At 33.6% G+C, this 23,706-nt stretch carries 24 protein-coding genes; 19 read left to right on the top strand and 5 right to left on the bottom strand.

The features are described 5' to 3' along the window. Window positions 1–27: 27 nt before the first annotated feature. Window positions 28–2,631 carry an ATP-dependent chaperone ClpB gene (gene clpB / locus ACFX5D_RS13900; RefSeq protein WP_379858807.1) on the bottom strand — a complete coding sequence of 868 codons (2,604 nt, stop codon included), beginning with the start codon at window positions 2,629–2,631 and terminating at the stop codon, window positions 28–30. Window positions 2,632–2,763: 132 nt separating this feature from the next. On the opposite strand from clpB, the gene ytxJ reads away from it, so the two are divergent. From ytxJ to ACFX5D_RS13825, 15 genes are all read left to right on the top strand, one after another. Next, window positions 2,764–3,153, top strand: coding sequence for a bacillithiol system redox-active protein YtxJ (gene ytxJ / locus ACFX5D_RS13895; RefSeq protein ID WP_379858805.1), 390 nt, complete (start codon window positions 2,764–2,766; stop codon window positions 3,151–3,153). Window positions 3,154–3,471: 318 nt separating this feature from the next. Beyond that, window positions 3,472–4,266, top strand: a complete 795-nt coding sequence (locus ACFX5D_RS13890; RefSeq protein ID WP_379858804.1) for a 3-keto-disaccharide hydrolase — start codon at window positions 3,472–3,474, stop codon at window positions 4,264–4,266. A gap of 143 nt (window positions 4,267–4,409) precedes the next feature. After that, the gene (locus ACFX5D_RS13885; protein ID WP_379858803.1) at window positions 4,410–4,604 is read left to right on the top strand and encodes a hypothetical protein; all 195 of its coding nucleotides are present in this window, start codon (window positions 4,410–4,412) and stop codon (window positions 4,602–4,604) included. A gap of 209 nt (window positions 4,605–4,813) precedes the next feature. Continuing rightward, window positions 4,814–4,981, top strand: a complete 168-nt coding sequence (locus ACFX5D_RS13880) for a hypothetical protein (RefSeq protein ID WP_379858802.1) — start codon at window positions 4,814–4,816, stop codon at window positions 4,979–4,981. A 291-nt stretch (window positions 4,982–5,272) separates the two neighbouring features. After that, a complete protein-coding gene (locus tag ACFX5D_RS13875) occupies window positions 5,273–6,586 on the top strand; it encodes a M16 family metallopeptidase (RefSeq protein ID WP_379858801.1) in 1,314 nt (437 codons plus the stop codon). A 4-nt stretch (window positions 6,587–6,590) separates the two neighbouring features. Continuing rightward, window positions 6,591–7,991, top strand: a complete 1,401-nt coding sequence (locus ACFX5D_RS13870; RefSeq protein WP_379858800.1) for a M16 family metallopeptidase — start codon at window positions 6,591–6,593, stop codon at window positions 7,989–7,991. A gap of 193 nt (window positions 7,992–8,184) precedes the next feature. Beyond that, the gene (locus ACFX5D_RS13865) at window positions 8,185–9,426 is read left to right on the top strand and encodes an HD domain-containing protein (protein WP_379858799.1); all 1,242 of its coding nucleotides are present in this window, start codon (window positions 8,185–8,187) and stop codon (window positions 9,424–9,426) included. A gap of 118 nt (window positions 9,427–9,544) precedes the next feature. Then, entirely contained in the window at window positions 9,545–10,588 is a 1,044-nt protein-coding gene (lpxD, locus tag ACFX5D_RS13860; RefSeq protein WP_379858798.1) for a UDP-3-O-(3-hydroxymyristoyl)glucosamine N-acyltransferase, read from the top strand. Then, window positions 10,581–11,969 (top strand): bifunctional UDP-3-O-[3-hydroxymyristoyl] N-acetylglucosamine deacetylase/3-hydroxyacyl-ACP dehydratase, encoded by a 1,389-nt coding sequence (locus ACFX5D_RS13855; protein WP_379858872.1) that lies wholly within the window; start codon window positions 10,581–10,583, stop codon window positions 11,967–11,969. Before lpxD ends, ACFX5D_RS13855 begins: the two co-directional genes overlap by 8 nt. A gap of 70 nt (window positions 11,970–12,039) precedes the next feature. After that, the gene (gene lpxA, locus ACFX5D_RS13850) at window positions 12,040–12,825 is read left to right on the top strand and encodes an acyl-ACP--UDP-N-acetylglucosamine O-acyltransferase (RefSeq protein WP_379858797.1); all 786 of its coding nucleotides are present in this window, start codon (window positions 12,040–12,042) and stop codon (window positions 12,823–12,825) included. A gap of 53 nt (window positions 12,826–12,878) precedes the next feature. Continuing rightward, on the top strand, window positions 12,879–13,445 hold the full coding sequence (gene efp, locus ACFX5D_RS13845; protein ID WP_379851974.1) for an elongation factor P: 567 nt from the start codon (window positions 12,879–12,881) through the stop codon (window positions 13,443–13,445). Between the two features lie 69 nt (window positions 13,446–13,514). Continuing rightward, window positions 13,515–14,444, top strand: coding sequence for a UDP-3-O-(3-hydroxymyristoyl)glucosamine N-acyltransferase (locus tag ACFX5D_RS13840; protein ID WP_379858796.1), 930 nt, complete (start codon window positions 13,515–13,517; stop codon window positions 14,442–14,444). Between the two features lies 1 nt (window position 14,445). Continuing rightward, the gene (locus tag ACFX5D_RS13835) at window positions 14,446–14,808 is read left to right on the top strand and encodes a nuclear transport factor 2-like protein (protein ID WP_379851976.1); all 363 of its coding nucleotides are present in this window, start codon (window positions 14,446–14,448) and stop codon (window positions 14,806–14,808) included. An 86-nt stretch (window positions 14,809–14,894) separates the two neighbouring features. Beyond that, entirely contained in the window at window positions 14,895–15,767 is an 873-nt protein-coding gene (sucD, locus tag ACFX5D_RS13830; RefSeq protein ID WP_035672307.1) for a succinate--CoA ligase subunit alpha, read from the top strand. A 216-nt stretch (window positions 15,768–15,983) separates the two neighbouring features. Continuing rightward, a complete protein-coding gene (locus tag ACFX5D_RS13825) occupies window positions 15,984–16,406 on the top strand; it encodes a hypothetical protein (RefSeq protein ID WP_379858795.1) in 423 nt (140 codons plus the stop codon). Window positions 16,407–16,455: 49 nt separating this feature from the next. Here ACFX5D_RS13825 and ACFX5D_RS13820 read toward each other — a convergent pair whose 3' ends face one another. Genes ACFX5D_RS13820 through ACFX5D_RS13810 form a run of 3 tightly spaced genes read right to left on the bottom strand, consistent with a single transcriptional unit; the run spans window position 16,456 to window position 17,561 of the window. Then, window positions 16,456–16,902, bottom strand: a complete 447-nt coding sequence (locus tag ACFX5D_RS13820) for a hypothetical protein (RefSeq protein WP_379858794.1) — start codon at window positions 16,900–16,902, stop codon at window positions 16,456–16,458. Between the two features lie 18 nt (window positions 16,903–16,920). After that, entirely contained in the window at window positions 16,921–17,319 is a 399-nt protein-coding gene (locus ACFX5D_RS13815; protein ID WP_379858793.1) for a cytochrome c peroxidase, read from the bottom strand. Window positions 17,320–17,372: 53 nt separating this feature from the next. Further along, complete coding sequence (locus ACFX5D_RS13810) at window positions 17,373–17,561, bottom strand: hypothetical protein (RefSeq protein ID WP_379858792.1); 189 nt, start codon at window positions 17,559–17,561, stop codon at window positions 17,373–17,375. A gap of 480 nt (window positions 17,562–18,041) precedes the next feature. Between ACFX5D_RS13810 and fabG the strand changes: the two genes are divergently transcribed. The 4 genes from fabG to ACFX5D_RS13790 all read left to right on the top strand — a co-directional run bounded on the left by fabG (window position 18,042) and on the right by ACFX5D_RS13790 (window position 22,883). Beyond that, on the top strand, window positions 18,042–18,788 hold the full coding sequence (fabG, locus tag ACFX5D_RS13805; RefSeq protein WP_379858791.1) for a 3-oxoacyl-[acyl-carrier-protein] reductase: 747 nt from the start codon (window positions 18,042–18,044) through the stop codon (window positions 18,786–18,788). A gap of 103 nt (window positions 18,789–18,891) precedes the next feature. Further along, window positions 18,892–20,919: a hypothetical protein gene (locus tag ACFX5D_RS13800; RefSeq protein WP_379858790.1), complete on the top strand. Its 2,028-nt coding sequence runs from the start codon at window positions 18,892–18,894 to the stop codon at window positions 20,917–20,919. A 26-nt stretch (window positions 20,920–20,945) separates the two neighbouring features. Next, entirely contained in the window at window positions 20,946–21,836 is an 891-nt protein-coding gene (locus ACFX5D_RS13795; RefSeq protein WP_379858789.1) for a LysR family transcriptional regulator, read from the top strand. Window positions 21,837–21,917: 81 nt separating this feature from the next. Then, window positions 21,918–22,883 carry a YeiH family protein gene (locus tag ACFX5D_RS13790; RefSeq protein WP_379858788.1) on the top strand — a complete coding sequence of 322 codons (966 nt, stop codon included), beginning with the start codon at window positions 21,918–21,920 and terminating at the stop codon, window positions 22,881–22,883. On the opposite strand, the gene ACFX5D_RS13785 is transcribed toward ACFX5D_RS13790, so the two are convergent. Further along, the gene (locus ACFX5D_RS13785) at window positions 22,876–23,616 is read right to left on the bottom strand and encodes a YoaK family protein (RefSeq protein WP_379858787.1); all 741 of its coding nucleotides are present in this window, start codon (window positions 23,614–23,616) and stop codon (window positions 22,876–22,878) included. The two genes, ACFX5D_RS13790 and ACFX5D_RS13785, sit on opposite strands and share 8 nt — an antisense overlap. Between the last annotated feature and the right edge of the window lie 90 nt (window positions 23,617–23,706).

The following is a 23,706-nucleotide window of genomic DNA, read 5'->3' as shown; positions in this document are numbered from 1 at the left end:
CTTTAGCAAAGCTTTTTACTGGCCTCTTTAACCCACCAACTCGGTTTGATTCCTAAAAACCAATTTTCCATCAAATGCATCGATCAAAACGATACTGTCTGTAGTTATTTTTCCCGATAGAATTTCTTTGGATAATTCATTGAGCACGTCTCTTTGAATCACTCTTTTCACGGGTCTCGCTCCAAATTGCGGATCGTATCCTTTCTCAGATAAGTAGGCAATAGCTTCCGGAGTAGCATCCATCGTAATGCCTTGTTGCGCCAACATTTTGGTCACATTTTTCAGTTGCAACCCTACAATTTGAGCAATATTTTCATTAGTCAATGGCGTGAACATTACGATTTCATCAATACGATTGATGAATTCAGGACGAACCGTTTGTTTTAGCAACCCCAGCACTTCGACTTTGGCGAGTTCGGTTGCGGCTTCCACACTTTCTTTTAGATTTTCGAATTTCTCCTGAATAATTTGGCTTCCCATATTAGAAGTCATGATGATAATCGTGTTTTTAAAATCGGCTAAACGCCCTTTGTTATCGGTCAAACGTCCTTCATCCAAGACTTGTAGCAAGATATTAAACGTGTCCGGATGCGCTTTTTCAATTTCATCCAATAATATCACGGAATAGGGTTTTCTACGCACGGCTTCGGTCAATTGTCCGCCTTCATCATATCCCACATATCCCGGAGGCGCACCCACCAAACGGCTTACGCTGTGGCGTTCTTGGTATTCGCTCATGTCAATACGCGTCATCGCATTTTCATCGTCAAATAGGTATTCGGCCAAGGCTTTTGCCAATTCGGTTTTACCAACACCCGTTGTGCCAAGGAAAAGAAAGGTTCCCACTGGTTTTTTCATATCCTGCAATCCCGCACGGCTTCTGCGCACAGCATCACTTACCGCCTGAATGGCTTCTTCCTGTCCTACGACTCTGTGATGCAATTCATCTTCCAGTTTAAGTAGTTTTTCTCGTTCGCCCTGAAGCATTTTCATCACCGGAATTCCAGTCCATTTGGCTACCACTTCGGCAATGTCTTCGCGGGTAACTTCTTCTTTTATCAATGAAGTTCCAGATTGGTTTTCTTGTAGTTCCTTGAGTAAAATAGCTAAACGTTCTTGTGCTTCCTTGATTTTACCGTACCGAATTTCGGCTACTTTTCCATAATCACCGTCACGTTCGGCACGTTCGGCTTCGTATTTTAAGTCTTCAATTTCCGTTTTTACGCTTTGAATGTTATCGACTACATCTTTCTCTGATTTCCATTTGGCGTAGATTTCGTTGCGATCTTCTTTGAGATTCGCCAAATCCATTCCTAAAATTTTGAGTTTGTTTTCATCTTTTTCTCGTTTAATGGCTTCAATTTCAATTTCCAATTGCATGATTTTTCGATCCAAAACATCGAGTTCCTCCGGTTTCGAATTGATTTCCATACGCAATTTTGAAGCGGCTTCATCCATTAAATCGATAGCTTTATCTGGAAGAAAACGGTTCGTAATATACCGTTGCGATAATTCGACAGCCGCAATAATAGCATCGTCTTTGATTTGGACTTTATGATGTGTTTCGTATTTTTCTTTGATTCCACGTAAAATCGAAATGGCACTTTCAGTATCTGGTTCTTCGACCATTATTTTTTGGAAACGTCTTTCGAGTGCTTTGTCTTTTTCAAAATATTTTTGATATTCGTCCAATGTTGTGGCTCCAATGGCACGTAGTTCTCCACGAGCCAACGCCGGTTTCAGAATATTAGCCGCATCCATAGCGCCTTCGCCACCACCGGCTCCTACCAATGTATGGATTTCGTCAATGAATAAAACAATATCACCTTCGGCAGAAGTCACTTCTTTTACCACGGATTTTAACCGTTCTTCAAATTCCCCTTTGTATTTGGCACCTGCAATTAATGCTCCCATATCAAGGGAATACACGATTTTATCTTTCAAATTATCTGGAACATCTCCATCTACAATTCGGTGTGCTAATCCTTCGGCAATGGCAGTTTTTCCGACTCCTGGTTCTCCCACGAGCATTGGGTTGTTTTTAGTTCTTCGGGTTAGAATTTGTAGTACCCTGCGAATTTCCTCGTCACGGCCAATTACTGGATCGAGTTTTCCGGCACGGGCCAATTCGTTGAGGTTTTTGGCGTATTTATTTAAAGAATTATAGGTCTCCTCAGCAGAGGCAGAGGTTACTTTTTCACCTTTTCGCAATTCTTCTATGGCGGCTTTTAGACCTTTTCCGGTTACTCCCTGATCTTTTAAGATTTGGGCAGACTTTGTTTTCGAATCAAAAATGGCCAAAATTAAATGCTCAATAGAAACGAATTCATCATTCATTTTTTTTGCGATAATTTCGGCTTCGTTAAGGGTTGTATTTGCGGTTCTGGAAAGCATTATTTCGCCGCCGGAAACTTTTGGAAAACTCTGAATCGTGCTATCTAATATTTGAAGAAACAGAGGTACGTTTACATTCAGTTTCTTTAATATAAAAGGCGCCACATTTTCATCTACTTCAAAAATAGCTTTGAAAATATGTTCGTTTTCTATTTGTTGTTGCCCGTTACTTTGCGCCAATTGTTGGGAAAGCTGAATGGCTTCCTGAGATTTGATAGTAAATTTATTTATGTTCATGATGGTATATTGTTTTGTTGTTATTTGACTAACTTTGCGAATTATATTCAATACAATAATACAGACAAATTGACGGAAATTTCATGATTTCTATCATACTTTAAAGTGAAAATGTCTTAAAATAAGAAATTTATGAGTTTTTTTCAAAATATTTTTAACAGTTCAGACGCCAAGGATTCAAAAGAAAATAAAATCAACTGGAATGAACTAACCGATTTAGGGCAACTGAATGAAATTATTGCTATTTCGAATGAAAAGCCGGTAGCTATTTTTAAGCACAGCACCCGATGCAGCATAAGTAGGATGGCGCTTAAACAGTTTGAAAACGAGTTTAATAGCGCAGATAAAGTTACGCCTTATTTTTTAGATCTAATAGCGCATCGGGATATTTCTAATGCCATTGCAGATCAATTTGGTGTAACGCATCAATCCCCACAATTGATTTTAATTAAAGATGGAAAAGCCATTTATAATGTTTCGCATAGTGATATTGATGCAGAGGAATTGGGAAAAAAGATTTAAATGAATCTTTATCAAAGTTTCGAACTTTGGCAAAGGTTTTAGTATAGATTTTCGGCTGATATTTATAATGCTAAATATCTCTTGAGAAGACATATTTACAAATATTATTACATATAAATAATAAAATACGACACTATTTTGTACTAATTACTTAGTGTGATATTTGTTAGTTAAATATTTGTAAATCGAGTTAGGTATTACCTAAAGATTCGCTCGCATATTATCTTGACATTTAAATAATAAAAACTTTTTTTTCCCTCCATGTAAAACAAAACCATTTTATACTAAATTTATACTTTTTAACAAATCAAATTATTTATGAAACCGAATACAATTAGAAACTATTTTTTAAGCTTCACTTTATTTTCAATGACCGTTGCAATGGCACAACACGACTACGTTAATATGCCACCACCGATATCACCAATGGCCATGAAGCCTGAAATGACTGAAATTTGGGAACCGCAGGTAAAAGTAATAACTCCAGCTAAAAAAATGGGAGATGCACCTTCGGATGCTATTGTTTTATTTGACGGTAAAAATTTAGATCAATGGGTAAGTCAAAAAGATATCACAAAGCCAGCTCCTTGGAAAATTGTAGATAAGGAATATATGGAAGTGGTAGATGGTTCAGGGGCAATTCAGACAAAAATGCAATTTGGAGATTGTCAATTACATGTGGAGTGGAGCGCACCGGACGTTGTTGTTGATGGAGGACAATGGAGAGGTAACAGCGGTATATTTTTACAAAACAGATACGAACTTCAAGTATTAGATTCCTACAATAACAGAACCTATAGTAACGGGCAGGCAGGAAGTATTTATAAAGATCATCCACCGTTAGTTAATGCTATGAAAGCACCTTTGGAATGGAATACATACGATATTATTTATACCGCTCCACGATTCAAAACAGATGGAAATATCGATGCACCGGCTAGAATAACAGTGCTGCATAATGGAGTTTTGGTCCAAAATAACGCAACTATTAATGGATTAACACTTTATATTGGTTTGCATAACTATCCGTCACCACACGGTGAAGATGTAATTTCATTACAAGAACACGGTTGCAAAACTCAGTTCAGAAATATCTGGCTTAGAAAACTGTAAAACAAGTAAAGGAGAGCTAATGACTCTCCTTTTTTTTTTGTTAAGATAACAAAAGATTACTGTATTTGATTCTAAAATGTAGTAATAAAGTACGTTCACATGTCGTAAATTCAAGATATTCGTATTGTATTTACATTCAAAAATTGAAAAACATTAACAGCGAAAGACTCAAAAAAGTGAATCGGACATTAATAGTTGAATACACAAAAGATTTGGATGATGATCTTGAATTTACCTGTAATGCATTTGCTGCTTTAAGTGATAACGATCTGGAAGAGCTAGACAATTCTAAAAAATATTTAATTCTTGGGGACAACTTCATGATATTGAACAATTAATGGAACATACAGTCGTACCTGTTTTACGTCATAGAAGACAAACTGAAAAGTTTAAAACTGCATTAGCAGAAAAGAACAACGGGAGAAGATCATTAACAAGATCTTGACTTTAAGCAATGATTACTACTGCTTTTCGGTTTTTAATCATAGAATAACATTTTTAAATTTGATTATTTTTATCTTTATGTAACTTTATTAAAAGTAAAAAAATGGAAATAAATTGGTTTATTGTAGCTGTATTTTTGGTAGGTGCAATTGTTTTACTTTTATATTTGATTAAAAAGAATCAGAAGGATAAAAAAGATGTAACCCAGTTTTTTAATACGGATACAACAGTTAGAAAAGAATCAGAATTAGATGAAGACGATGGATACTAATTAGTTTTAGCTTCTGTTGTTTTAGAAGGTTCATTATTGGGATATTTAGTGATTTTAGATTTAAACAACACTCAATTTAAAAAAATAATTTTGTATAATAATTCTTAAAATAAATACTTATTAAATTGTTTTTTTTTAAAATTAGCGGAGAATTAAAAATAAGTATTTTAGCTTTTTATCAATATTATTTTGAAGTATTTATCTGAAATACCTTTGTATATTTATCCTTCTTTTGCAAAAGCGTAAGTTCAACCAAAACCAAAATGTTTAATTAATATTTATTTATCTAGTATGAAAAAAATAATCTTGCCTCTTTTTCTGATGCTTGCCTTAATAGGTCAGGCACAAATGAAAGCAGATGATGTAAAAACCTTTACCCTGAAAAACGGTATGAAATTCCTGGTAGTGGAAGACTTTTCTATTCCCAATGCCAATATGTATTTATTTTACAAGGTAGGAAGCCGTAACGAATATCAAGGAATTACGGGACTTTCACATTTTTTTGAACATATGATGTTTAATGGAGCTAAAAAATATGGTCCTAAACTTTTTGACCGAACAATGGAATTTAACGGAGGAGCCAATAATGCGTATACTACAGAAAATGTTACGGTTTACACAGACTGGTTTCCGGCATCAGCCTCAGAAATTATTTTTGATATAGAAGCCGACAGGATTTCGAGTTTAAGCATTGATCCAAAAATGGTAGAAAGTGAAAGAGGTGTAGTTTTAAGCGAGCGACGTACTGGATTGGAGAACTCTCCATGGCGACTTTTGTCCCAATCTGTGCAAGCAACTGCTTTTCAAGAGCATCCTTATCATTGGCCAGTTATTGGTTATGAAGACGATATGAAAAACTGGACACAACAAGATTTGGAACGTTATTTCAAAACCTACTATGCTCCAAACAACTGCGTAGTTGTGGTCTCCGGAGCAATCAAATTGGATCAGGTGAAACGATTGGCCGAGAAATATTTGGAACCAATTCCGGCACAACCCACACCGCCCGTTGTGCATATCGTAGAACCTGCGCAAACCGGAGAACGAAGAATAACCGTGAAAAAAGAGGTCGCGACCCCGTATTTAATGATTGCTTATCATACTCCTGAGTCAAAAAATGAAGATTATTACGCATTGAATATTCTTAGTTCCGTTCTTTCAAGCGGAAAATCATCAAGATTATATACTGCTCTGGTTGATAAACAACAATTAGCAACTCAAGTATCTTCTGATTTTGGAGACAGTTTTGATCCTAATCTTTTTAATTTTTATGCTGTTGCCAATAAGAATATAAATGAAACAGATCTAGAAAATGCTATTTATGCGGAGATTGAAAAAATAAAAACCAATGGCATTAGTGAAACGGAACTTCAAAAAATAAAGAATCAGAAACTAATGGAGTTTTATTCTCAGGTTGAAACAATTGATGGGAAGTCAAACAATATAGGTACTTACGAAGTGTTTTTTGGGGATTATAGAAAAATGTTCAATGCCCCAGCCAACTACAATAAAATTACCGTTGCTGATGTGCAGAACGTAGCCAAAAAATATTTTATAAAAAGCAACAGAACGGTAGGTATATTAAAAACAAACGTAGAAAATTAATTTTATGGAATCAATCAATAAAACAATACTAGCTACCTGTTTACTAGTATTGGCACATATAAGTCTGTCAGCACAGAGTTATAAATTACCCGATTACACTACCTTTAAATTATCTAATGGACTTACCGTTTACCTAATGGAAAAGCATAATGTTCCAGTAATTAGCGTATCAGCTATACTGCCGGCTGGCGCAATTTATGATAATGACAAAGCTGGACTTGCATCATTAACTGCTACGGCTCTAAAGCATGGTACCAAAAATTTCACAAAGACAAAATTAGATGAAGAACTTGATTTTATTGGGGCCAATGTAAATACATACGCTACCAAAGAATATGCAGGTCTTTCTTCGAATTTTGCTGCAAAAGACAAGGTTAAAGTGCTTTCTATTATTAAAGATTTATTGCTCAATCCTGTTTTTGATCCTGCAGAGTTTAACAAAGAGAAAAGCCGTTTATTGGTAATGCTTGAACAGCAAAAAGAAAGCCCACGATCAGTAATAGGGTCATATTTTGATGCTTTTTTGTACGGTAATCATCCGTATGGGAATGTAATTAGTGGTATAAATTCCACAGTTAGCAAATTGACGGTTGATGATTTGATGAATTTTTATAAAACTAATTATAAGCCTGATAATTCTGCCATAAGTATAGTTGGAGATTTTAATACTAAAGACATGAAAGGGGAGCTAACTACTTTATTTTCAACTTGGGGAAAATCAACAAAAGAAAAAGAAAATCCTGCACTAAAAACGATTAGTGTTCCTACTGAAAACAGAGTGTTATTGGTTAATAAAAATGATGCTAAGGAGACTACATTTTATATAGGAGCACCTGGAATTAGCAGAAATAATCCTGATTTTGTCGCCATAGAGGTTGTAAATACGCTTTTTGGCGGACGATTTACTTCTATGTTGAATGATGAACTACGCGTGAACTCCGGTTTGACTTATGGTGCATCAAGTAGATTTAATACTTTGAAAAATGGAGGTTCTTTTGTAATTAGCACTTTTACTGCCAATAAAACGACCGAAGCTGCAATTGATAAAGCTTTAGAAGTCATAAAGAAACTGCATACAAATGGTCTCGATGAAAAATCATTAACCTCTGCCAAAAATTACGTCAAAGGACAATTTCCTCCACGTTATGAAACCGCAGGTCAACTATCTGGACTTATGACGCAAATGTTCTGGTATAATTTTGACAAATCTTTTATCGATAATTTTGAGAAAAATGTGGATGGTCTTGACTTGGTAAAAGCCAACCAAATCATTAGCAAATATTTTCCTAAAGATAAATTTCAATTTATCTTAGTGGGCAAATCCGCCGAAATCAAAAAAATTGCTGAAAAATACGGTAAAGTCACCGAGGTGGATATAAAAGACGAACAGAAGAAAGTGTTGTGAAAAACGAAAAAGCGGGGATGATATTCCCGCTTTTTTATACATATTTTTCAAAGTTTTGAATGCTTTAATCTTAAATTCAAGAAGTTTTCAGCATTATTAAATCAATCCGATTTGATGAAAAATACACGATATATCGTGCTTAATTGTTATACAATCTAATTTGCCTATATTTGTTCACCAAAATAAAGTTATAGTGAGTCAAATCAATAAGCTAAAAATATTCAATGATCCCATTTACGGGTTTATTACCATTCCTAATGCCTTAATTTACGACTTAGTTCAGCATCCTTATTTTCAAAGGTTGCGTCGCATTTCCCAAATGGGATTGTCGTATTTAGTATATCCTGGGGCAAATCACACTCGTTTTCATCATGCTTTAGGCTGTATGCATTTGATGCAAAAAGCAGTTGAAGTATTACGTTTTAAAGGCGTTTCAATATCTTCGGAGGAAGAAAACGCCTTATATATTGCTATTTTATTGCATGATATTGGTCATGGTCCTTTTTCGCATGCCATGGAAAGAAGTATTGTCGAGGACGTGCATCATGAAGAAATTTCACTTTTATTTATGAACCAGTTGAATGTGGAATTTAACGGTCAGTTGAGTTTAGCAATTCAGATTTTCAAAGGAGAGTACGACAGGAAATTCATGTTGCAATTGATTTCTAGTCAATTGGATATGGATAGAATGGATTATTTAAAACGAGATAGTTTTTATTCGGGCGTGGCGGAAGGAAATGTCAATTCAGAGCGACTGATTCAAATGATGAATGTTACAGATGATTATCTAGTGATAGAAGAAAAAGGGATATATTCCGTAGAGAAATTCCTTATGTCCAGAAGATTAATGTATTGGCAGGCGTATTTGCATAAAACCAGTTTAGTAGCGGAGTTGATTTTGACGAAAGTTTTAAAGCGTGCCAAAGAACTGACCCTTAAGGGAGTGCAATTACCGTGTAGCGAACCTTTATTGTTTTTTATGCGAAATAAAATCACAATGGAAACTTTTGACACATCTACTCTAGATTTGTTTTCGCAACTGGATGATTTTGATGTTATTAGTGCTTTAAAAGCATGGCAAAGACAGGATGATTTTATATTATCTTCTCTAAGTAAGATGATTGTAAACAGGGATTTATTAAAGATAAAGTTAACTAGTGAAAAAGTTTCATTAGAAGAATTGCAGCCATTGAAAGAACGCTTTGCATTAGAAAATAATATTACCTTGCAAGAAACTAATTATTTTATATTTAAAGGAAAAATAAAAAATCAAGCTTACAGCAAAGAAGCGGAGCCAATACGAATATTGAAAAAAGACAGAACAGTGGAAGATGTAATTGAATCCTCTGACCAGCTGAATTTAAAATCATTATCTAAATTGGTTACCAAATATTATATCTGTTACCCAAAACAACTGGTAGAAATGAACATTTAAAATCTATTTTTTTATATTTTTGTCGCAATGAAACGAGCCGAAGCATTTTTTTTTAATTTTGAGAGAACTTTAAACAGCGAGTTCCATCTTATACCTATAAAAAATATAATCCGATAAGATGAAATTTACAGCAGAACAAATAGCGGGTATTTTGGAGGGTGAAGTTGTTGGGAATCCCAAAGCTGAAGTGAATCAGTTGTCTAAGATTGAAGAAGGAAAAGAGGGTTCATTAACTTTTTTATCGAACCCTAAATACAATAACTTTATTTATACAACGGAGGCTACAATTACGATTGTAAATAAAACCTTTGTCCCTGAAATAGAAATAAAGACCACTTTAATAAAAGTGGAAGATCCTTACATGTCTTTTTCTAAATTATTAGAATTTTATGACAAGGCGAAAGGAAATAAAAATGGGATTGAACAACCATCCTTTATTTCAGAAACTGCAATTTATGGAGAGAACTTATACTTAGGCAGTTTTAGTTATATAGGCGAGAATGTGATATTAGGAGAAAAGGTAAAAATTTATCCTAATTGTTTTCTTGGAGATAATGTTGTAGTAGGCGATAATGTGACTATTTTTGCTGGTGCAAAAATTTATTCAGAAACTATTATAGGAAATAATTGCACGATACATTCCGGAGCTATCATAGGGGCTGACGGTTTTGGTTTTGCACCAAATCCAGATGGAACCTTTACTAAAATTCCGCAGATAGGAAATGTAATTATTGAAGATAATGTAGACATTGGATCTTGTACAACTATTGACAGGGCTACAATGGGTTCTACAATCATTAGAAAAGGAGTAAAGCTGGATAATCAAATTCAGATTGCTCATAATGTTGAGATCGGAGAGAATACAGTAATTGCTGCTCAAACAGGTATTGCGGGTTCTACTAAAATTGGAAAGAACGGAATGATTGGTGGTCAGGTAGGAATAGCGGGACATTTAACTATTGGAAACAATGTTCGCATTCAAGCGCAATCTGGTGTTGGAAAGAATATAAAAGACAATGATATTTTACAAGGAAGTCCAGCATTTGGATACACTGATTTTAGCAAATCGTATGTTCATTTCAAGAATTTTTCAAAAATTGTCGCAGAAATAGAAAAATTAAAAAAACAAATATTAAACCAAAAAAATGGAAAAAATGGTTAAACAGAAGACCATCAAAACGGAAATTTCACTAACTGGTGTCGGATTACATACGGGAAAAGAAGTGAAAATGACATTCAAACCTGCTCCAGTTAACAATGGTTTTACTTTTGTTAGGGTCGATCTAGAAGGAAGTCCTATCGTTGAAGCCGATGCAAATTATGTTGTAAACACTCAAAGAGGTACTAATTTAGAGAAACTTGGGGTAAAAATACAAACTCCAGAACACGTTTTAGCCGCCTTGACAGGATGTGATTTAGACAATGTTATCATTGAACTTAATGCATCAGAATTACCTATAATGGATGGTTCTGCTAAATATTTTGTGGAATCGCTTGAAAAAGCGGGTATTGAAGAACAAAATGCAAAGCGTAATGTTTATGTGGTGAAAGAAGTTATTTCTTTTACTGATGAAGCTACAGGAAGTGAAATATTAATTATGCCCAGCGAACATTATTGTGTGACTGCGATGGTTGATTTCGGAACTAAAATTTTGGGAACTCAAAATGCTACTATGAAAGGCATTTCTGAATTTAAAACAGAAATATCTGATTCCAGAACTTTTAGTTTTTTGCATGAATTAGAATCCCTTTTAGAAAACGGATTGATCAAAGGAGGCGATTTAAATAATGCTATTGTATACGTTGATAAAGAAATATCAGCAGCTACAATGGAAAATTTGAAAGTTGCATTTGGTAAAGAGGAATTGACGGTGAAACCTAACGGAATATTAGACAATCTTACGTTACATTATCCTAATGAAGCTGCAAGACATAAACTCCTTGATGTGGTTGGGGATTTAGCTTTAATTGGAACCAAAATACAAGGTAAAGTTATTGCTAATAAACCAGGACATTTTGTAAATACACAATTTGCCAAAAAAATGGCAAAAATCATAAAAATAGAACAGAGAAATTATGTCCCTGTTTACGATTTGCATCAAGAACCATTGATGGATATTCATAAAATCATGGCTGTTCTTCCTCACAGACCACCATTTTTATTGATTGACAGAATTATTGAAATGTCTGAAAGTCATGTTGTAGGGATGAAAAATGTTACGATGAACGAAAATTTCTTTGTTGGACATTTTCCGGAAGCTCCAGTTATGCCAGGCGTTTTAATTGTGGAGGCAATGGCGCAAACAGGAGGAATTCTTGTTTTGAGCACGGTTCCTGATCCAGAAAATTATTTGACTTATTTTATGAAAATAGACAATGTCAAATTCAAACAAAAAGTATTGCCTGGTGATACTTTGATTTTTAAATGTGATTTAATAACGCCTATCAGAAGAGGAATTTGTCATATGCAAGCTAATGCTTACGCAAATGGAAAACTGGTTGCTGAAGCGGAATTAATGGCGCAAATTGCAAAAAAACAGTAATTTTTTTGTTGATTTGATTAATCGTTAATTCGATTAATCGATAAAACAGTTAAACGATTAAAAAAAGAAAATGAATCAACCACTAGCATATGTTCATCCAGGCGCTAAAATTGCAAAAAATGTAGTTATTGAGCCATTCACGACCATTCATAATAATGTTATTATAGGTGACGGAACGTGGATTGGATCAAATGTTACCATTATGGAAGGGGCGAGAATAGGGAAAAATTGTAATATTTTTCCTGGTGCAGTTATTTCAGCTGTTCCACAAGATTTGAAGTTTGGTGGAGAAGATTCTTTAGCAATAATTGGAGACAATTGTACGATTAGAGAATGCGTAACTATTAATAGAGGTACAATAGCATCAGGACAAACAACACTGGGTAATAATTGTTTAGTAATGGCTACGGCTCATATTGCGCACGATTGCCATATTGGTAATAATGCAATTATTGTAAACGGAGTTGCCCTTGCAGGTCATGTTACTGTGGGTAAATTTGCAGTGATTGGTGGTTTGGCAGCAGTACATCAGTTTATTCAGATAGGGGATCATGCCATGATATCAGGCGGGTCATTAGTTAGAAAAGATGTTCCTCCTTACACAAAAGCGGCAAAAGAACCGTTATCTTATGTTGGAATCAATTCTGTAGGGTTAAGAAGACGAGGATTTACAACAGAAAAAATTAGAGAAATTCAGGATATATACCGAATTCTTTATCAAAAAAATTATAACACAACTCAAGCTTTAGGAATTATAGAAGCGGAGATGGAAGCAACACCGGAGAGAGATGAAATTATTGATTTTATCAGAAATTCGTCAAGGGGAGTAATGAAAGGATATTCTGGAAATTATTAAAATTAATTTCAGTTAGTACAATATAAAAATATTAATAATAAACAAACAATGTAATGGCATCTACATCAGATATTAAGAACGGATTGTGCATCAAGTACAATAATGATATATATAAAATAATTGAATTCCTTCACGTTAAACCAGGTAAAGGCCCTGCGTTTGTAAGAACTAAGCTAAGAAGTTTAACTAATGGGAAAGTTTTGGACAATACTTTTTCTGCAGGACATAAAATTGAAGAAGTTAGAGTTGAGAATCATAAATTTCAATATTTATACCCAGAAGGTGATTTGTTTCACTTTATGAATGCAGAGACTTTCGAGCAAATTTCTTTGAATAAAAACATATTAGATTCACCTGATTTATTAAAAGAAGGAGAAAATGTAATGGTAAGTATCAATACTGAAACTGATTTACCGCTTTCAGTTGATATGCCGGCTTCAGTAGTTCTTGAAGTGACTTATGCTGAACCTGGAATTAAAGGAAATACAGCTACAAATGCTACAAAATCAGCTACAGTTGAAACTGGAGCGACAGTAAATGTTCCTTTATTTATTAATGAAGGAGATAAAATAAAAATTGATACAGCAACTGGTTCTTACATGGAACGAGTAAAAGAGTAAATTACAGTTTTCAGTATTCAGTTTGCAATCAAACTGAATACTTAAAGTTGAATACTGAATATTAAATTTATGAAATTCCAAAAAGTTTATTCTTTAGAAGAAATTGCAAATATTATCAACTGTGAATATGTTGGTGATCCTAATTTTACAGTATCTGGAATGAATGAAATCCATGTTGTTGAATCAGGTGATATCGTTTTTGTAGATCATCCTAAATATTATGACAAAGCATTAAATTCAGCAGCTACTATAGTTTTAATTAATAAAAAAGTGGATTGCCCGGAAGGAAAAGCACTTTTAATTTCTGATGATCCTTTTAGAGATTTCAATAAATTAACCAATCATTTTAAACCTTTCCAGTTTTCCAATGTGTCAATAGCCACTTCAGCTTCTATAGGCCAAGGAACTATTATACAACCAAATACATTTATTGGAAATCATGTAACTATTGGGAAAAATTGTTTGATTCATTCTAATGTCTCCATTTATGATTATACGGTTATTGGTGACAATGTAATGATACACGCAGGTACAATTCTTGGAGCTGATGCCTTTTATTATAAAAAGCGTGCTCAAGGATATGATCAATTACTTTCCGGAGGTCGTGTGGTAATAAAAGATAATGTTGGAATTGGTGCTCTTTGTACAATAGACAAAGGAGTTACAGGCGACACTACCATTGGAGAAGGTACTAAAATTGATAATCAGGTTCACGTAGGTCATGATACCGTGATTGGGAAAAACTGTTTGATTGCTTCACAAACTGGAATTGCAGGATGTGTAATAATCGAAGATGATGTAACGATTTGGGGACAAGTTGGAACTACAAGTGGGATAACAATTGGAGCAAAGGCAGTTATTCTGGGTCAAACTGGAGTGACTAAATCTGTGGAAGGCGGTAAGTCTTATTTTGGCACTCCAATAGAAGAATCAAGAGAAAAATTGAAACAACTGGCTAATATTAAGAAGATCCCAGAAATCCTAAATAAATTAAAATAATATGTCTGCTAAAGAAATTGTTCAAAAATTTTATAAATCAGATGCGCTGATTGACAGTGATGTCATGAAAGAATTTTTGCATCCTGATGTTCTTTTGGATTGGAATAGCAGTAAGGGATTTTTACAATTGAATTATGATTCCTTATTGAATTTATCCCATGATTTAAGCAAAGCTTATGTTCGCTCCAAAGTAAGAATAAGCCAAATAATTGCGGAGAACGACACTATTTCGGTTCGGTATTCTCATTTTGTAAAAACGATTGAAAATCCAAGAGAGGAAATGTTATTAGCTCATTTTATGGCGATATGGCAAATAAAAGATAATAAATTGTTCAGAGGGTATCAAATGAGTCAATTATCATAATTTATTTTGACAAAAAAAGGCTCGGAAATAATTTCGAAAACCTTACTTTTGCTTCACAAATTTAAAAACTACATAAAATATATATCATGAGTGTTTTAGTTAATAAAGATTCCAAAATAATTGTTCAAGGATTTACTGGAAGCGAAGGAACTTTCCATGCTTCGCAAATGATTGAATACGGTACGAATGTTGTTGGTGGTGTAACTCCAGGAAAAGGTGGAACAACTCACTTAGACAGACCAGTTTTCAATACGGTAAAAGATGCCGTTGAGCAAGCAGGGGCAGATACTACAATCATTTTTGTTCCGCCAGCTTTTGCTGCTGATGCAATTATGGAAGCTGCTGACGCAGGTATTAAAGTAATTATCGCTATCACTGAGGGAATTCCTGTAGCTGATATGATTAAAGCGAATAGCTATGTTAAAGAAAGAAATGCTCGATTAATCGGACCTAACTGCCCAGGAATAATTACTCCAGGTGAAGCTAAAGTTGGAATTATGCCAGGATTTGTTTTCAAAAAGGGAACTGTGGGTATTGTTTCTAAATCAGGAACATTAACCTATGAAGCTGCTGACCAAGTGGTAAAACAAGGATTAGGAATCACTACTGCAATTGGTATTGGTGGAGACCCGATCATTGGTACTACTACAAAAGAAGCAGTAGAATTATTGATGAATGACCCAGAGACAGAATGTATCGTAATGATAGGTGAAATTGGTGGACAATTAGAAGCGGATGCTGCTCATTGGATTAAAGCTGATGGTAACCGTAAACCAGTTGTAGGATTTATTGCGGGAGTTACGGCTCCTCCAGGACGTACAATGGGACATGCAGGTGCTATCGTTGGTGGATCTGACGATACTGCTGAAGCTAAAAAACAAATCATGAGAGAATGTGGAATACACGTTGTGGATTCTCCAGCTGAAATTGGTAAAAAAGTTAAAGAAGTTTTAGGTTAATCTAACCGTGAATTAAATATTTTAAAAGCCTCACAATTTGTGGGGCTTTTTTATTATAAATTGAATTAAAGAAATATCTTTGCACTTTATTAAAATTCTTTGGTTTATCCAGTTAATAATAATAAGAGCAAACATAAACGAATGGTTTTCAGTGAGCCTCACGATTTTGTGAGGTATTTTTTTTGTTAAAGCCAATTCAAATAAAAATATAATAATATGTACAAAGAGTTAAAAAAATTCAAAGTTACCAATCAATTTTTATTTACTAAAGATGATAGTTTAGAAGAAGTTTGTAATGCTTCCGAAGGATCTGGAGTATTTTTAGTTTATTCAGTAGGAGATGAGAAAGAGTTAATTATGGTTGGTTCTACTGGAACGGTTCAGAATGACGGAACTTTGAAAATTAAAAATGGTGGTCTTAAGGATAAAATCGTTGAAGGACACCAATTTGCAAAAACTGGAAGAAAATATTCTTGGCCAGCTCAAATGAAAATCGAAGACATTAGTATAATTGAAGTGGTTTGGTATGAAACTTTCAATGATAAAACTAAAATAATCCCAACATTTGTAGAAGGACAAGTTTTGCAAAATTTCTTTGATGAAAATGAAAGATTACCAAAATGGAATGTAGCTTTTTAATACAATCCGTTTTTTAAAATAATTTAAAAGCTCCTATTTGGAGCTTTTTTTATTTAAAGGGTGTCGACCATTTTGTATCTACATATACATTAGTTCCTGATAATGTTTGAATGAAAGCGACAAGAGCGTTAACTTCGGGAGCAGTAAAATTTAATTTTTGTCCAACACCATTTGGCGCTAATCTTGGATCCAAATTTGTATTTCCGGGAGCTAAATTGATACTTCCATAATGCCCAATAACATTTTGTAGTGTTGCTAAATTTCCCGTATGTATAAATAAACCATTTGAACTTCCGTTTGATTTTACCAAATCTCTCAATGAAGGTGCTCTTGTGTTTGTGATGTCAATTCCCGCTGCGTTTAAAATACCTATAATACCATTTTTTTTTGTATTGGGATCAATGTCAAATTCAGGTGCGGCATGGCAAATCGCGCATCCTACTCCTCCAGAAGTTCTGTTTCCGGTTGCGTCAAAAACCGGAGGCGCCAGGAACAAATTTTCACCTTGATTTTCTTATGTTGTAAAGTTGCTGAAGGGTTGGCCGTCGTTTGCAACTAATGGCCTTCCAGCATCGTATTTAGAATCAAACGATTTTATGCTTCTAATAAATTGCGCCAAAGCCAGCTGAATCTTGCTTTCAGTAATGATTTCAGAGCCATGCGTATATTTAAACAATTCTTTGTAATACCCAATGTTCTGCAATTTTGAAATTAGTACTATCAAGTTTGCATCACCTAAGGTTTCGCTAAAACCTATTTCAATTTGATTTTGAATAGGTTGTGTCGTATGTAACTCTGATGTGGCTGCTCGTTTGTCCCAAAAAAACTTGTTTTCTCTTGAAAATCTAGAATTTAGCAATCTCATCGAATGTCTGGAGGTCGTTCTTTTTATTACGTCGCTGGCAATAGCCACATCTCCAAAAGCATTTGCTTGAATGTGGCAGGAAGAAGATGAAATTGTATTATTTAAGAATAAGTTTTACCATAAAATAGAACCCTACCTAATGTCGCTCCTTTGTCAGTTACTGGATTTCCTGCAATGTTATCTTTAGTTATGTAAGAAGGGATGCTTAGGTTAGCATAATTACTCAAATTATTTAAGTCAATTTTATCAGAAAAAGTAGCAGTCACATTAGGGTAGGAATCGGCAATCACAGTTGTTTCCGTGCTTTCATTTTTGCTACAAGCTGTAAAAACGAGTAATCCTGCAAAAAAAAAGTAAGGAGGATATCTTGTTCATATTAATTGGTTAAGTTAAAAAATGAAGTCGTTGATTCTATTTGGGTTTCTTGTATTTTAGATTATTTTTTTTACTTTTTATAAAAATTAGAGTCAATTTCAAATCTAGTAATTTTATTAGGATTGCATCTAAATATTTTGAAGCTTTAATCATGTTAAACAGTTTTACTTAGTTTTAGGACCTTTTTTTTTATAAAAGGTTTAATTGAAGCTGTAATTTTTTTTGAACCCACAATTATTGCTATATTTGACAAGTGTAAATTAGCCCTGATAGAAGTCGAAATCCTTTTTCTTGTCGGTTTGAGTTTGCTTAAAAAGCGAGGAGGGGAACAAGAGAAAAAGATTGAAACGGATAGCAGGAATAGCTTCAAATAAATATTAAATTAATTTTAGAACATGAAATTACTAGAAGGAAAGGTTGTTATAATTACTGGCGCAAGTCGTGGAATTGGTAAAGGAATTGCAGAAGTTTTTGCTAAAAATGGGGCAAATGTTGCTTTTACGTACAGTTCATCTGTTGAATCAGCTTTGGCTCTTGAAAATGAATTGAACGCTTTAGGGATTAAAGCCAAAGGATATCAATCAAATGCTGCTGATTTTACCGAAGCACAAACTCTAGTAGATGCAGTAATTGCTGAATTTGGAAATGTTGATGTTTTGATAAATAACGCTGGAATTACTAAAGACAATTTGTTAATGCGTATGTCTGAAGCGGATTTTGACCAAGTTATAGATGTTAATTTGAAATCCGTTTTTAATATGACCAAAGCCATTCAAAGAACTTTCTTGAAACAACGTTCTGGATCTATCATTAACATGAGTTCTGTAGTAGGAGTGAAGGGTAATGCAGGTCAGACTAATTATGCGGCTTCTAAAGCGGGTGTTATTGGTTTTACAAAATCAGTAGCATTAGAATTAGGCTCTCGTAACATTCGTTGCAACGCAATTGCACCAGGATTTATTGAAACTGAAATGACCGCTAAGTTAAATGAAGATGTTGTAAAAGTTTGGAGAGATGGAATTCCTTTGAAACGTGGCGGAACTACTGAAGATGTTGCTAATGCGTGTCTTTTCTTTGCTTCTGACATGAGTGCATACGTAACCGGTCAGGTTATGAATGTTTGTGGAGGAATGCTTACTTAATGTAATTAAATAATCTTAAGATTTAAAAATTAGGTTGAAGAGTTATTGTTGAAATTTCATAATCTTTAAATCATTTAATCTTTGAATTTTTAAATAAAAAAGAATGACTACAACAACTATTTTATTGATTATACTTTCATTATTAATAGCAGGTAGTTTATCATTTTACCAATATTTATACAATGCTAAAAACAAATCGAAAGTCAATTTGTTTTTGGCATTTTTGCGTTTTGCCTCCATATTTTTTATTTTATTATTACTTATAAATCCAATAATAACCAAAAACACTTTACAAATTGTAAAAACACCTTTAGCAGTTGTTGTTGACAATTCTAGTTCTGTTGCTTTTTTGAATGCCAAAGAAAAAGCATTAGAAGTGTATAAAAAAGTTAGCACTAACGGGGCAATCAACGATAAGTTTGATGTGCAATCCTATCAATTTGATACTGATTTTGAGCCATCTTCAAGGTTTAATTTTAATGGAACGCAAACGAACCTTGAAGTAATAGCCAAGAACTTAAAGAGTATTAATCGGAATGTTATTTTTCCGACGGTTATTATTACTGATGGAAACCAGACTTCAGGGAATGATTACGTCTATAGTTTTGACCCATTAAATAAAATTTATCCGGTAATATTAGGCGACACGACAAAATTATTTGACTTAAAAATCAATCAACTGAACGTTAATAAATATGCTTTCTACAAAAATAAATTCCCGGCCGAAGTTTTTTTGCAGTATTCAGGAACCAAAAATGTATCAGCTAATTTTACTATTACGCAAGGAAATTCAGTAGTAAGCAAACAAAATATTTTATTTTCTCCTTCGAAAAAGACGGCAACAATAAATGTACTCTTGCCAGCTAATAAAGTAGGTTTACAGGTTTTTAAAGCTACTATTACATCCAGTGAAAAAGAAAAAAACATTTTTAATAATAATAAGAATTTCGCCGTAGAAGTTATTGATCAAAAAACAAATTTGGCCATAGTTTCAGCTATAAATCACCCTGATGTTGCTGCTTTGAAGCACGCAATTGAAACTAATGCACAGCGTAAAGTCACTATTGTTAAGCCAAAAGATATCAAATCATTACAAGGTTATAATGTTTTGATTTTATACCAACCAACTAGCGAATTTAAGTCCGTCTTTGACACCGCTAAATTAGCAGGAATCAATACTTTTATTATTACTGGAAATAATACCGATTTCAATTTTTTGAATCAAAACCAAAGCAGTCTAACATTTAAAATGAGTGGACAAAAAGAAGACTATTTGTCTGTATTTAGTTCTCAGTTTAATTTATTTGCAAGTGATAATATTGGTTTTGAAAATTTTCCTCCTTTGCAAAATCCTTTTGGAACTGTAATTGCCAATGGTAATGTGTCTGTTTTGCTTTCATCAAAAATCAGAAATATTGAAACGAGTGCTCCGTTACTTGCTTTTTCAGAAAATCAAGGAAAACGTTCTGCTTTTCTTTTAGGTGAAAATAGCTGGAAATGGCGTTTACAGAGTCATATTGATAATCAGTCCTTTGAAAAATTTGATATTTTTATAGATAAGATTGTTCAGTTTTTGGCTTCCAATAACTCCAAGAAATCATTAGTTGTAGAACATGAAAGTTTTTATAATTCAGGAGAAGCTATTGAAATTTCAGCGCAGTATTTTAATAAAAATTATGAATTTGACGAAAAAGCACGATTGACGATTGCCCTTACCAATACTAAAACGAAACAAACTAAAAACTACGACTTATTAAAAGGAAATAATTCTTATACCGTTAATCTTGATGGTCTTTCTGCGGGAAGTTATAATTTTTCTGTAAAAGAATTAAATTCAAAAACTACCTATTCCAGTCATTTTGAAATTCTGGATTTTGATATTGAAAAACAATTTGTAAATCCCGACGTAGAAAAATTATCTCAATTAGCATTGCAGACGCAGGGAAAAGAGTATTATCCGGATCAGACGGATGTTTTGATAAAATCACTTTTAGAAAATGAGGAATATAAATCAATTCAAAAAAACAATATGACCAAAATGCCTTTGATTGATTGGGTTTGGTTGTTAGTTTTGATTTCCATTCTTCTGGCGACAGAATGGTTTGTTAGAAAATATAATGGATTGCTGTAACAGTAGGTCCAATTAAAAACAGAAATATGGATTTTAGACTAAAAGTATTCTTTACTGTTGCCAACAGATTGAGTTTTACAAAAGCAGCAACCGAGTTGTTTATTACGCAACCTGCCGTTTCTAAACACATTCAAGAATTAGAAGAACAATACAAAATCAAGCTTTTTGATAGAAATGGTTCGAAAATTTCACTTACAAAAGCTGGAGAGCTGTTATTAAAACACACTAAAAATATATTTGAAATTTACCGTGAATTAGATTTTGATTTGAGTGCTCTCATAAATAAACAACAAGGAATGTTACGATTGGGAGCCAGCACTACGATTTCTCAATATATAATTCCGCCACTTTTAGCGCGTTTCCATCAAAAATTGCAGGATATCAAGGTGAATTTGCTTAATGGTAATACAGAGCAAATTGAAAGCGCCTTATTGAAAAAGGAAATTGAAATAGGAATTGTCGAAGGACAATCTAAAAATCAGGCGATTAATTACACCAAATTTTTAAAAGATGAATTAGTATTGGTTTGCAACAGTAAAAATCCCTTGATTAACAAACAAGAAATAACGAAAGAAGATTTTAAAAACATGCGATTTCTAATGCGGGAACAAGGTTCAGGAACACTGGAAGTTATTGAATACGCGTTAAAACCTTTTGACGTTAAGCTTTCTCAACTAACGATTGAAATGCAGTTAGGAAGCACCGAAAGTATAAAATCGTATCTGATGAATTCTGATTGTGTTGCTTTTATTTCGATTCACGCTATAAATAAAGAGTTAAGAAACAATGAATTGACTATTATTGATGTCAAAAACTTAATGATTGAACGTTTTTTTTATATTATTACTTTGCAAGGAAAAACAGATTCGCTTTCGGAACTATTTATTAAAAACATAGCCAGTTACTATAACTTATAGTTATAAGTCATTATTTTATACAATTGGTAACTATTGAATTATCTGTGCACCTTTGTTAGGTGATAATTTAACAGTTTTACTTTGGAAGCGAATCAATATACCAGCATTAATTCATTAAAAATCAATCCAACATTGCAACAAATTATTTTTGCTGTTTTGTTATTGGTTTGTGTGACTTCATTTATTTCCCCACCAATTGCTTTGTTGTTAGGTTTAATTTTAGCAAATATTTCTGGGCATCCTTTTATACATCTCAACCATAAAGCAACGAATATATTGCTGCAAATTTCGGTTGTTGGGTTAGGTTTTGGTATGAATATCACTACCGCTTTATCAGCGGGAAAGGAAGGTTTTCTATTTACAGTCGCATCTATTTTTAGTACTTTAATTTTAGGAGCTTTTCTTGGAAGATGGTTTAACATCGAAAAGAAAACTTCCCATTTAATTTCTTGTGGAACTGCTATTTGTGGAGGAAGCGCTATAGCTGCAATGGCTCCGATAATACAAGCAGATGAAAAGCAAACATCAGTTGCTTTGGGAGTTATTTTTATTCTGAATTCGGTTGCATTATTTTTGTTTCCTGCTGTAGGGCATTGGTTGGATTTATCACAAAAAGAATTTGGATTATGGTGCGCTATTGCTATTCATGATACCAGTTCTGTTGTTGGCGCTGCCAGTAAATATGGACCCGAAGCATTGCAGGTCGCAACAACTGTAAAATTAGCACGTGCATTATGGATAATTCCAACTGGATTGATTACTTCTTTAATATTTAAAAACAAATCAAGTAAAATCAAAATCCCCTATTTCATCGGATTATTTATATTGGCCATGATCATGAATACTTACATTCCTCAAACTGCCATAATAGCGCCTCATTTAGTATCAATTGCTAAAATAGGTCTTACGGTAACTTTGTTTTTAATTGGTGCAGGCTTGAATCTAAATGCATTAAAATCGGTTGGTTTGAAACCTTTATTACAAGGTATTTCACTCTGGATGTTCATTGCAGTTGGCACTCTTTCGGCAATAATTTATCTCAATTAGTTTTATGATGAAAGGTTTTTCTTTTAATAAAATGAAATTGAAGTCTGATGTAATCATATAAAAGTGCCACCGAAAGAAAGAACGCGGATACAAAAAGTGTTTTCATTTCCAAGAAAATATACATAAAACCTCCCGAAAAGCATCCTAGAAAGAAAAAAATTATAATCGATAATCTTAAATAAATACTGGTCTTTAATTTTTTTGTTTCTTCCGGTTTTTTATAGAAAAAAAGTTGGGACAGCTCTATTCCTAAATCAGTAAAAAGTCCTGTCAAATGGGTAGTTCTGACCGTTGATTGCGAAATTTTTGTTACCAATGAATTTTGAATTCCCATAGCAAAAAGCAGAGAAAAAGCAATCCATTTGCCTTCAAACGAAGATAATTCCGATTGTCCTCCGAAAATCCCAACACCAATCAAAACAATTATTTCTAAGGTAATGGGAATAACATGGGATAAATTTGGATGTTTTTTCGAAATTAATTCAGCTAAAAAATTGGATACAAAAGAACCGATTAGAAAGAAAATTGTAAAAATAAAAAAAGTAATTGCAGCGGAATAATGATGCCTCATAACCTCTTCAGCAAAATAGGCAAAATGACCTGTGACATTCGTTGTCAAGGTTTTTATCGATAAAACTCCTGTGACATTTACAATTCCCGCCACAAATGACAATAATGTTGCCAAACGTAAATTATGAATAAAAGTTCTGTTTTTTCCTTGATGGCGAAACATTTAGATAGATTTTTTTTAAAATTAACAGAATCTTAAACTAGATTTTTTTAAATAACGATTTAAAGAAATACATTTGTCCTTCAAAAAAAA

It is taken from the genome of Flavobacterium fructosi (assembly GCF_042787335.1).
Lineage (GTDB): Bacteria > Bacteroidota > Bacteroidia > Flavobacteriales > Flavobacteriaceae > Flavobacterium > Flavobacterium fructosi.
The sequence above is the reverse complement of the archived record's forward strand: the minus strand, read 5'-3'. Positions and strand labels throughout refer to the sequence as shown.